This window comes from Falsiroseomonas oryziterrae, from assembly GCF_021864505.1.
GTDB lineage: Bacteria > Pseudomonadota > Alphaproteobacteria > Acetobacterales > Acetobacteraceae > Falsiroseomonas > Falsiroseomonas oryziterrae.
On record NZ_JAKJIB010000180.1, the window covers coordinates 1 to 7,957 of the forward strand.

Here is a 7,957-nt window from a genome sequence, read left to right on the forward strand (position 1 = left end):
GGCGATGACGGCGCGCGCCTCCGGCAGCAGGGCCTCGCGCAGCGCGAGGCCGGCCGGCGTCAGCTCCACATGCAGCTTGCGGCGGTCCTCCGCGCTGCGCCGGCGCCGGATCCAGCCGGCGCGCTCCATCCCGCGCAGAGCGATTGCCGCCGTCGGCTCCTGGATGCCGATCCGCGCGGCGAGCTCGCGCTGCGTCAGCCCGTCCTCCTCCCACAGCACGCGCAGCGCATACCAGGCGCCGGGCACGACGCCGTGCGGGGCGATGCGCGCGGCGATCTCGCGCTGCATCCGCCGGTTCAGGTCGCGGACCTGGAAGCCCAGCGAGGCCTCCAGCGGAAGCGGCGCCAGCCGCGTCATCGCGGGCGGCTGGCGGCGGCGGTGATGCTGGCGACCAGATCCTGCTCCGCCGCGGCGGCGGAGGCGTAGCGCGGCACCGTCGTGACGAAGGGTTCCGGCGCGTCGGCCGGCATGTGGATCGCCAGGTAGAAGAGCCCGGTCGCCGCGTCGCGGCGCGCCTCGATGCGGAGCGTGGTCATGCGTCGCGGAACCTCGTCTGACAATGCAGGGCAACCTCGCGGCCCTCGCGGGCGGAGGCGAGCAGTGCGAGGCAGGCCTCGAGCGTCGCCAACCCCCAGGCGCCGTCATGCGCCGGCGCGACCCCGTCGCGGATCGCGGCGACGAAGGCGTCGGGCACTTCGGCGCGCGGCAACGCGGGCAGCGGCGTGCGCTCGAGCCGGAGCCCGTCGTCGTCGTGCACCTCCACGCCGTCGGGCGTGAGGCGGAGGTCGGCGCGCTCGCACTGCACGAGGACCAGGCCGAACTGGTTGTGGTGCGCCGGCGGCTCGGGTGCCGGCAGGCCGGGTGGTCCCGCGCCGTAGGCGCGCGCCAGCTTCGCCTGCCCCTCCTGCGCCGTGTCGAGCCGCGCGCGCGCCGCACCCGGCGTGGTCGGCGTCTTCGGCGTGCCGAGCTCGCCGATCCAGCCCATCCAGACATCGCTGTCGAAGCGGCCGAAGCCGGAGTAGGTCGCCGTGGCGGCGCCACCCTCGAAGGCGAGCCACGCGGCATACGCGCCCTCCGTGCCGCGCCCCGCCATGGTCTGCGCGCGGACGCTGTGCAGCCGCCCGCCGCACAGCACCCGGACCACGTCGAGCTGGTGCGCGGCCTGGCTGAACACCACGCCGCCGCCCTGCGCCGTGTCGAGCTCCTCCGGCCGGCGCGGCCGCCAGAGGAAGTCGGTGAAGGCCAGCGCGTGGATCAGTCGCGGGGCGCCGAAGCGCCCAGCGGCGATCAGGCGGCGCGCGTGCCGCACCGGACCGTCCTGGCCATGGCTGTGGCCGATCATCAGCACCGTCCCTGCGCGCGCATGCGCGGAAGCCATCGCCTCCGCCTCGGCGAGCGTGACGGCCATCGGCTTCTCGACGAGGACATGCTTGCCGGCGCGCGCGGCGGCGATCGCCTGCGTGGCATGGTGCTGGTGCGGCGTGGCGAGGTAGATCGCCTCGACCTCCGGGTCGGCGCAGAGCGCCTCGACCGTCTCGTGCGCGGCGGCGCCCGGGATGTCCTGCACGAAGCGCGCGCGCGCCCCGGGCCGGGGATCGGCGCAGGCGACGAGGCGCAGGCGGGGATGATGCGCGAGCGTCGGCCACATCAGCATGAAGGCGCGGCCGAGCCCGGCGACGCCGAGACGGAGCGGGCTCATCCGAGCGATCCCGGCCGGCGCCGTGGCACCGGCGCCGGGGCGGGGTGATCCGGGCGGCCGGGCCACCGGCCTGGGCTGGCCAGGACGCACCGTCTGCGATCGGGCCGGGGCAGGGTCATCGCCTGCGTCTACAGCAAGGCGGGCTCCGGTGGCAGGGCGCGCGGTGCGCCGTCGGGCGTCACCGCAGCAGTCGCCGGAGCAGTTCTGCGGCGCGATGCCGCCGCGCCACGCTGGCAAGCTGCAGGGCGACCTGCGCGGGGCGCGTGCGGTCCGTACCGAAGGCGGCGTCGAGCCGGTCCGCCGCCACGCTCTCCCGCAGCCGGGCGAGCAGCCCGAGGCCGCTGTCCCACCGCCCGTCCTCGCGTTCCAACTGGCAGGCGCGGCGGTGATGCGCGAGCGCGACCTCGCCGGGCGACGTGCGCAGCGGCCACGGCATTCCGAAGCCGTCGCCCGCCGCCAGCAGCATGGCGTCCAGAATGGGGCGCATCCGGTGGCGATCCGCCCAGGCCTCTACCCCGGTCCAGTCCACGTCGTCGCCGAGCGCCGTGATGTCACGCGCGGCGCCGAGGTCGAGCCGGCGGACGTAGTAGCCGGCGGAAAGGATCTGCGCGTGAAGCAGGGTGTGCAACGCGCGGTGCGTGAGCGCCGGGACGTGCCAGCGCAGCCCATCCGCTTTGCGCGGGACGGCGCGGGCGAGCACGTCGGCGGCTGGCAGCAGGTGCCGGAAGGGCGGGTCCAGCAGGTCGCGATGCAGGTCGAGGCAGGCATGGCCGCCCGGCCGATCGAGATCGGCGATGGAATGCGACGATGGCGGGTATTCGGAGATCGGTCGAAAGCCCGCTGCGCCGAGCGCCGCGAGCGCCTCGTCCTCCCGCGCCGTGGGGACGAGCAGGTCGATGTCGCCGATCATGCGCCCGCGTGCCGCATGACCGCCCTCCAGCAGGATTGCCGCGCCCTTCAGCATCACCGGCTCCAGCCCGGCGCCATTGAGCGCCGCGATGGCGCTGCGGATCTCGGCCTGGACCGCCGTGTTGCGCGCGTCGTTCAGCGCGGCGATCGCGCCGGCATGATCGCGCACTTCGGGCGGCACCGCCGCATCGGCCATCCTGGTCGTGAGGGCGAGATGCAAGGCGGGCACGAGACGATGGCGATGCGCCAGCGCCACGAGTTCGGCCCAGTCCTCCGGCGACAGCCTGGCGAGGATGGCGGTGTCGGGCGGCGTCGCGAAGCTCGCCGCGAGCGCGCGGAGAAGCGGTTCGCCCATCACGCCGCCGCAAGCGCCTCCAGCGCGGCAATGCCCTCCGGAAGGGAGCGGTGGCGCAACTCGAAGCAGGGAAGGGCGCCGATCCAGGTGATCAGCGCGTCGAGCGCGCGCGGCGTGACGCCGTCGCCCGGCGCGTGCAGCGCGGGCAGCAGGCGACGCAGCGCCTCGTCGGCCGCAAGCGGGCGCAGCGCCGTCTCGCCGCCGTGCGCGAAGGCTGGAAAGACGATGTGGCCGACGGGCGTGCGCGTCGCGGGATCGGCCATTCGCAGCGTGGCCCCCGGCGTCAGCCAGCGGACGGCGCGACCATCCGGCCGTCGTCCGTCGAGGCCGCGCCCGGCCGCGCCGAGCAGCGCCTCCGCATGTGACCAGGATCCGCGCTTCAGGCAGACCGGCAGCGGCATCGGCCGGAGCGCGAGGTCGGAGCTCAGCGCGACGGTGTCGTCGCCATGCACGGTCCAGCCCGCGGCGCCGAGGCCGAGTGCCAGCGTGCTCTTCCCAGCGCCGCCGCGGCCGGGCAGCAGGATCGCGCGGCCGTCGCGCGCGACGGCGGCCGCATGCAGCGCCCAGGCAACCTGGCTGTTCGCGAGCCCGGCTTCCGCGAACGCGATCCGCAACAGGTTCACGAGCCCGCTCGGCGCCACGCGGCTGTCGAGGCAGAAGCCGTCGCGATGCAGCCGAATGCGGCCGTTCCGCAGCTCAGCGTGGAACCGCATCGCGGGCGGGGTCTCCGCGCCGGCCTCCAGCGCCACGAAGGCCGCGACGGCCGCCCGCGATGCGGCGTCGTCGAAGCTGCAGTCGAAGCGAAGGTCGAGGAGGCGGTAGTGCCGTGTCTCGTGCGAGGTATCGGGCCACTCCGACGCCGCGGACCAGCGCAACATGCCGTCCGGTCGGCAAGCCGATTCCGGTGGTGCATCCGGCGTCGGCCACAGCAGGCGCTGCAGGGCCGCGACATGCGAGTGCGCATGATCGGGCGCGATGCCGGCCTGCGCGCTCAGCCACGCGGCCACCTTGTGACGGGGCCTGCCCTGCACGAGCGATCGGGCGACGGCGGCGGACGTCGCGTTCAGGTGGTAGACACGCCCCGGACTGCCGACGAGCGCGAAGCTGGACGCGCCGAGTTGGTGCAGGCTGGCCGTCATGGCGTTGCACCCGTCGGGGCCCAGCCTTGGCGCGCTTGCGGGCTCGCGCAATGGCACGGCGCCCGGCTTGTCCTGCGCTGCGGTCCGGCGCGGCGCAGGGCCGGCCAGAGGCCTACTTGTTCTGACCTGGCGCCAATCCGCGGAGGCCCAGCGCCTTTCCCGGGGGGTTCGGTGCGGAGGCGGAACGCCCGCGGCTGCCGCCGCCGCGGCTCAGGCCCGAGGCCCAGGCCGGCCGCGCGCCGCCGCTGGTCAGCAGGAGGGTGACGGCCGGTGGCGCGACCAGCGCGGCTCTCCCCGCCTTGCCCAGCAGACGCCTTCGGCCGGCATCCATTGCCTCCTCAGACCCGGATGTCGCGCCCGGGCCGTCTGTATCCTTTGTCATTTTGGAAGCCTTTCCCGGATGTCTGAGCCGTTCCGCCGCGAGCCGGACAATTCCGGCGTCGACGACCAGAGACTGACTCACCCTCTGCCGCCACGACAGTCAAAGAAAGGAGAGATCGGCGCAGGCGCGGGCACCACGGATCGGCCGGTTCAAAGCCGCGCGACGATTGCGGTGGACAATGCATCGTCGGTTGCAATGGCGCGGTGGCACATGCGACGCCACACGAGATGCAGACCGGTCCTTCGCATGCACCGCCCATCCCGCGCGGCCGCCGCTGAAGCGATGCGCGCATGATGCGGCCATGGCCGGGCGCTGGCATCGCGGTGGCAGGAGCGCCGCCGCACCCGCACGACACGGCGTCCGCGACACAGGCCTGGGTGGAGCCGGGGCGCGGCCTGCTGTGGGATCTCGTGCCGGCTTTCGGCCTGATCGCGCTGGTCATGCTCGGCACCGCGGTGGGGCTCGGCGGCTTGATGCGCCTGGTCTTTCCCATGCTGGCGCTGGCCGTCGGCGTCGCGCTGCTCGGCACGCGGCGCACCGGCGCCTATGTCTGCTTCTGCATCTGGCTGTTCGTGCTGACGCCGTGGCTGCGCCGCTGGATGGACCTCGATCTCGGCTGGCTGCGCGTCAATCCGGTGATGCTGGCGCCCTGGGCGGCGAGCGCACCGAGCCTGGTGCTGCTGCTGCGCATGGTGGCCGGGCCTGCCTTTCCGCTGGCCGGCCCGATGCTCGTCGCTATCGTCGCGGCCGGCTACGGGCTCGTGCTCGGTGTCGCGCAGGGCTCGCTCACCGGCGCGGTGTTCGACTGGCTGCGCTACGCGGTGCCGCCCTGCTTCGCGGCTCTGGTCATCGTCGCGCTGCCGGAAAGCCCGTCGCTGCCGCGCCGTGTCGTGCGGACGCTCGCGCTCGGCGCCGCGCTGGCCGGCGTGTATGGCGTCGTCCAGTTCACCATTCTTCCGGCGTGGGACGCGGAATGGGTGCGCGACGTCATCGAGTTCGCGCGCATGACGTCCATTGGCTATCCCTTTCCGTACGAAGTGCGCGTCTTCAGCCTGCTGAACTCGCCGCACAGCCTCGCCGCCTTCCTCGGCGCCGCGATGCCCTTCCTGATCGTGATCCCGGGGCCACTCCAGCTCGTTGCGCTGGCCTGCGCTGCGGCCGGATTGCTGCTGACCATGGCGCGCACCTACTGGCTGGCCGTGGCGGCCGCTGTGCTCTACCTGCTGGTGCGCGGCCGGCCCGGCCTGAAGGTCCAGGCGGCCATCGTGGTGGGCGGACTTCTCGTGCTGCTGCCCGCGGCCGCGGTCTTCGTGCCCGAGGCGATGACCAGCGTGACCGAGCGCCTGGCCACGCTCGGCGCGGATCGCCTCGACGCCGACATCAGCGCGAATTCCCGCGAGGGCGACTATCGTGCGCTGGTCGATCTTCTGGAAATCCAGCCGCTCGGCGTGGGGCTCGGCAACGGGCTCACCTTCGACGGCCAGGTGATCGAGAGCTACTACGCGCTCGGGCTGGTCGCCGGCAGCGTCTATCTCGCCGCAGTGGCCTGGTGCTTCGCGGTCTCGCTGGTAGGCGTGCGGCGCGGTGCGCCACCGGTGGCGCTGGCCGGCTCGGCGGTCGCGCTGCAGGTGCTGCTCGCCGCGCCGCTCAGTTCCGCCTTCGTCGGCGAGCTCGGGATGTTCGGCTGGCTGGCGATGGCCTTCTGCCATCTGCGCCCGGCACATGGCGGACCTGAGCCGCTTCGGGCCTGACAGCCACGGCGTGCATCAGCGCAGCGCGACCAGCCGATACGGCGTCTGGTGAATGCCGGTGACGAGCGAGGTGTTGGGCAGCCGGTCGGTCGCTGCGACATGGGAGCGCGCGCGGGCGAGATAGGCGGCATCGACCCGCCAGCTTCGCCGCACCCCGCGTGACGACCAGACGATCTCCTCGCCATCCTCGAGCGAGGTGTCGAGCACCATCTCGATCTTCGGCAGCACGCCCGGATCCCGGGCCATCGCCGGGAAGGCGCCGAGCGTGAAGTCGTCGTCGAAGATCGCGAGGCCGAAGCCGCGCTCCGCCGCCTCGATCAGCCGCCGTGCCTGGTCGACATGGTCGTCGAAGTAGCAGAAGCCGGCGCGCGCCTGATCGGCCGGAAACTCGGCGCGGGTCCAGTCGGATTCGATGTAGCGCACCCCGGGCGCGCGGAGCGCGAGGTGCGACAGGTCGATGTCGAAGCTGACCACCTGGGCCTGCGGCGCTCCGCGCGACAGCGCCCAGGCGCTGGCCCCCGTGTAGGTGCCGCTGTCCACGATCAGCGGCGGCGCCATGAGCCTGGCGATCAGGTTGAGGCAGAGCAGGTTGTTGAACCGGCTCCCGCCCGCCTTCTCGCGGAACGACGTCCGCAGGTAGTCCGCGTGGAAGGTCGCGATCTCCGCCACGAGGTCGAGGCGGGCCGTCGCCCGGAGCACCGACTGGTGCGCGAGCCAGGTGCCGAATGCGTCGGCCAGTGCGCGAAACATCGCGTCGAGATGCTTCGGGCTCTCCAGGCGGTCTTCGAAATCCAGCTCGCGGCGCACCAGGGCGAGGTTCGCCTCCGCAAGAACGCGGTTCACCGCCTGGCCCGCCGTGCCTCGCCAGCCCATCGCGCCGTCTCCCGCTCGCGTCGGAATCCTGCCTTGCGCGGGCGGGGGCGGGAATGCCGGCGCGGGACAAGCATGTGTGAGGTTCGGGGCTCAGCCCATCCAGGCTGGCAGCGAGCGCGCGGGTTGCGCGACGTTCAGCTGCAGCCAGTCGTCGGCCGGCGGATCCATGGCGAGGACGGAACTGCGCACGTAGCCGAGCCAGAGCAGCACCGCGAGGCGGGTGACGTCCTTCTCCGACAGGGCGATCGCCGCGGTCACCGCCGCCACATGCTCCTGGAGGAAGGGGCTGCTCCAGCGTCGAGTCCAGATCTCCTCGAAGACCAGCGCGAGCGGCCGCGCGCGCCAGACGCCGTAGCTCGCTGCGGCGAGGTGGAGGGCATCCAGGCCCGCGCATCCATCCTGGCGGCAGCGTTCCCAGTCCACGATGCCACAAACCGCACCCTCGGCGTCGAACAGCAGGTTGCCGAGCCAGTAGTCGCCATGCACGAGCACCGCCCCCAGGTCGCTGCGGGCCGGCCAGCGCTGTAACGCGCGGAGCGCCGGGCCGAGCGGGGCGGCGAGCGCCGGGTGCCGGTCGAGGCAGACGGGTAGGTCTCGGAAGATCAGCGCGTGGTCGGGGCCGTCCGGCACGCGGCGCGCCTGCGCATGCAGCCGCATCAGCGGCGCCATGGCGGCCGCGACATGCGCGCGCAGCTCCGCCTCGGGCAGGATGCGGCCACGCTGCCTAAGCTGCAGGCTGCGTCCGGCGAGGCGTTGCTGCACGAGCAGCGGCGGCGGGTCCGCGGCGCCGAGGCAGGTGGCGACCTGGGCCGCGAGGCCGGCGCGACGGCACGCCCTGCGCGCGATGAC

General features: G+C 73.6%; 8 protein-coding genes. 1 reads left to right on the forward strand and 7 read right to left on the reverse strand.

Annotated features, from left to right (window positions below; translation table 11 throughout):
- From L2I40_RS14430 to L2I40_RS14450, 5 genes are all read right to left on the reverse strand, one after another.
- Positions 1-357, reverse strand: a 357-nt coding sequence (locus L2I40_RS14430) for a MarR family winged helix-turn-helix transcriptional regulator (protein WP_237215761.1), incomplete at its 3' end; no start/stop codon positions are given.
- Positions 354-536 carry a hypothetical protein gene (locus tag L2I40_RS14435; RefSeq protein WP_237215762.1) on the reverse strand — a complete coding sequence of 61 codons (183 nt, stop codon included), beginning with the start codon at positions 534-536 and terminating at the stop codon, positions 354-356. The genes L2I40_RS14430 and L2I40_RS14435, both read right to left, overlap by 4 nt.
- On the reverse strand, positions 533-1,699 hold the full coding sequence (locus L2I40_RS14440) for a Gfo/Idh/MocA family protein (protein WP_237215763.1): 1,167 nt from the start codon (positions 1,697-1,699) through the stop codon (positions 533-535). Before L2I40_RS14440 ends, L2I40_RS14435 begins: the two co-directional genes overlap by 4 nt.
- A gap of 178 nt (positions 1,700-1,877) precedes the next feature.
- Positions 1,878-2,963 (reverse strand): nucleotidyltransferase family protein, encoded by a 1,086-nt coding sequence (locus tag L2I40_RS14445; RefSeq protein ID WP_237215764.1) that lies wholly within the window; start codon positions 2,961-2,963, stop codon positions 1,878-1,880.
- Positions 2,963-4,102, reverse strand: coding sequence for a hypothetical protein (locus L2I40_RS14450; RefSeq protein ID WP_237215765.1), 1,140 nt, complete (start codon positions 4,100-4,102; stop codon positions 2,963-2,965). Before L2I40_RS14450 ends, L2I40_RS14445 begins: the two co-directional genes overlap by 1 nt.
- Before the next feature lie 672 nt (positions 4,103-4,774).
- Between L2I40_RS14450 and L2I40_RS14455 the strand changes: the two genes are divergently transcribed.
- Positions 4,775-6,235, forward strand: a complete 1,461-nt coding sequence (locus L2I40_RS14455; protein ID WP_237215766.1) for an O-antigen ligase family protein — start codon at positions 4,775-4,777, stop codon at positions 6,233-6,235.
- 15 nt (positions 6,236-6,250) lie between these two features.
- On the opposite strand, the gene L2I40_RS14460 is transcribed toward L2I40_RS14455, so the two are convergent.
- Together L2I40_RS14460 and L2I40_RS14465 are read right to left on the reverse strand one after the other, a co-directional pair.
- Complete coding sequence (locus tag L2I40_RS14460) at positions 6,251-7,108, reverse strand: hypothetical protein (RefSeq protein WP_237215767.1); 858 nt, start codon at positions 7,106-7,108, stop codon at positions 6,251-6,253.
- A gap of 90 nt (positions 7,109-7,198) precedes the next feature.
- Positions 7,199-7,957, reverse strand: a 759-nt coding sequence (locus L2I40_RS14465; RefSeq protein ID WP_237215769.1) for a phosphotransferase, incomplete at its 5' end; no start/stop codon positions are given.